This window comes from uncultured Cardiobacterium sp. (assembly GCF_938028185.1).
In the GTDB taxonomy this organism is placed as follows: domain Bacteria; phylum Pseudomonadota; class Gammaproteobacteria; order Cardiobacteriales; family Cardiobacteriaceae; genus Cardiobacterium.
In genome coordinates, this window is sequence record NZ_CALJAH010000384.1 from 1 (window position 1) to 2,200 (window position 2,200).

The following is a 2,200-nucleotide window of genomic DNA, read 5'->3' on the forward strand; positions in this document are numbered from 1 at the left end:
TCGCCACCCTCATCTGCGCGCTGATGGTCAAACACTTCCCGGCGCTGGTCAAAGCGGGACATTTATACGTCGCCATGCCGCCGTTGTACCGCATCGACGCTGGCAAACGCATCGAATACGCACTCGACGAAGCCGAACGCGACGCCGCCATCGCCAGCATCCGCCGTGACGGCTACCACGGCAAAATCAACGTTACCCGCTTCAAAGGCTTGGGCGAAATGAACCCGCCACAACTGCGCGAAACCACGATGAACCCGGACACGCGCCGCCTGGTCCAACTCACCTACCACGACGCGCTGCAAGCCGACGCCCTGCTTGACATGCTGCTGGCCGACAAACGCGCCGCCGACCGCCGCGCCTGGATCGAAACCAACGGCGACCACGCCGACAACCTCGACGCCTTCAGCGGCAAAGCGGTGCTGTCGGCGTAGCCCGTTTACATACACGATCCCCGCTATCGTGTATGTAAATAGCAATGACGGAACACGCGGCTTTAACGGTGGGGCAAGCCCCACCCTACAACCGAAGCCGCTCGCTATTTATAGCCGCCCTGCCCTGCCCCCATGCAAAGCGTGTAAAATCCGCCTCCTTTTTATGTACGCCCAAGCGCAAGGAGAACGACCATGACCGAAGACACCGCCCCCGACGCCGCCCTGCGCGAGCGTCCCTCCGTTGATATGGAGTTGATACACCGCCTGGTGCGCGAACTGATGCCGGTCGCTGCAAGCGTGATGGCAGGTGGCGAACCGGAAGATGCGGCGCAGCGGCTGGCGCTGGCCGATTTGCGCCTGCTGCTGGAAGAATTGCACCCGGCGGACGTGGCCGACGTACTCGAATCACTGCCGCCGGAGGAACGGCTGCTGGTCTGGCATCTGGCGACGCCGGAGGATGACGGCGAAATTCTGCTTGAAGTCTCGGATGCGGTGCGCGAAAGCCTGATCGGGGCGATGGACCGCGAAGAAATGCTGGCGGCGGTAGATGATCTGGACGCGGACGAACTGGCGGAGCTGGCCGACGACCTGCCGCCGGAAGTGGTCGATGAAGCGCTCAGCTCGCGCGACGCCGAGGAGCGGGCGCAGGTTGATGCGGCGCGTTCCTATGGCGATCACCAGGTCGGCGCAATTATGGATTTCGAGCTGGTCAGCATCCGCGCCGATGTCACCTGCGAGGTGGTACTGCGCTATCTGCGCCGCTTTGACAGCCTGCCCGACCACACCGACAAAATCTTTATCGTCGATGACGACGACGTGCTGCGCGGCGTGCTGCCCATCCGCAAGCTGCTGGTGTCCGACCCGGACGACCGCGTCGAAGACGTGATGATCAAGAAAGACGTGGTGCGCTTCTCCCCGGAAGATGACGTTGAGGAAGCGGCGCAGGCGTTCGAGCGCTACGACCTCGTCACCGCGCCGGTGGTCGATGGCGAAAAGCACCTCATCGGCCGCATTACCATTGACGAAATCGTGGACGTCATCCGCGAAGAATCCGACGCCGATATGCGCAACATGGCCGGTTTGCAGGAAGAAGAAGACCTGTTCGCGCCGGTGTGGGATTCGGTGAAAAACCGCTGGGTGTGGCTCGCCATCAACCTCTGCACCGCTTTCGTCGCCAGCCGCGTCATCGGCGTCTTTTCCGGTTCGATAGAAAAAATCGTGGCGCTCGCCGCGCTGATGCCGATCGTCGCCGGTATTGGCGGCAATTCCGGCAACCAGACCATCACCATGATCGTGCGCGCGCTGGCAATGGGGCAGCTTTCCACCGCACAAGCCGGACGTTTGCTGAAAAAAGAAATCGGCGTGGCGCTGGTCAACGGCGTCATCTGGGGCAGCGTGATGGGGCTGATTTCCTGGATACTCTACGGCAGCGTCGGCATCGGCCTCGTCATGGTGGCGGCGATGACGCTCAACCTGCTGCTGGCGGCGACCGTCGGCGTACTCATCCCGGTGATGATGGAGAAATTCGGCAAAGACCCGGCGCTAGGCAGCTCGGTGATGATTACCGCCGTCACCGATTCCGGTGGTTTCCTCATCTTTCTCGGCCTGGCAACGCTGTTTTTACTATAGCCGTCCACCGAAAGTTTCAGACAAGGCGCCCGCCTGACCGGGCTTTGTGAGGATTGCCATAAAAAACTGCGCTTCGGCGCGGTTCTTCTTTTTGGGTAACGGCTTACTGGTTGCCGTTGGGTTCGTAGTTGCCGCCTTTG

General features: G+C 61.5%; 1 protein-coding gene and 1 pseudogene. Both read left to right on the forward strand.

Annotation, left to right across the window (positions count from 1 at the left end):
* A pseudogene (locus tag Q0349_RS11245) lies at positions 1–431 on the forward strand (DNA topoisomerase IV); the annotation flags it as partial.
* 192 nt (positions 432–623) lie between these two features.
* Positions 624–2,060, forward strand: coding sequence for a magnesium transporter (gene mgtE, locus Q0349_RS11250; RefSeq protein WP_298081057.1), 1,437 nt, complete (start codon positions 624–626; stop codon positions 2,058–2,060).
* Positions 2,061–2,200 lie beyond the last annotated feature (140 nt).

What these genes read in the sequence shown, in the direction of transcription:
- mgtE (WP_298081057.1), top strand. Translation starts at nt 624, where the DNA reads ATGACCGAAGACACCGCCCCCGACGCCGCCCTGCGCGAGCGTCCCTCC.